The 250-nt window shown below is 70.8% G+C and carries 1 protein-coding gene; it reads left to right on the top strand.

Annotated features, from left to right (window positions below):
• Positions 1–17: 17 nt before the first annotated feature.
• Positions 18–250: hypothetical protein (locus SB719_RS21665; protein WP_412159961.1), on the top strand; the 233-nt coding region annotated here is incomplete at its 3' end.

The raw sequence follows: 250 nt of genomic DNA, 5'->3' as shown, positions 1-250 counted from the left end.
GCCAGGACGAAGGCCGCATGGACATCACCACCGCGCTCGGCGGCGAGCTGAGCGTCGAGGGCGTCGACCGCTTCCTGCGCCTCGACGACGGCTTCCGGGTCGAGGGGCCGATGGACGCGGGCCTGGATTTCCGCCTGATGCGCTACGCCAGCAATGAATTGCGCCTGCCTTCGGCCGATGCGAGCGGGCGCGATGACGATCCCGAAACCCAGAGCACGCTGGCCCTGCTCGGCGATCCGCGGCCCGAGGC

This window comes from Pantoea sp. SIMBA_079 (genome assembly GCF_046940275.1).
GTDB classification, from domain to species: domain Bacteria; phylum Pseudomonadota; class Gammaproteobacteria; order Enterobacterales; family Enterobacteriaceae; genus Pantoea; species Pantoea borealis.
Note: the sequence above shows the minus strand (reverse complement) of the source record. Positions and strands in the feature narration are given on the sequence as shown.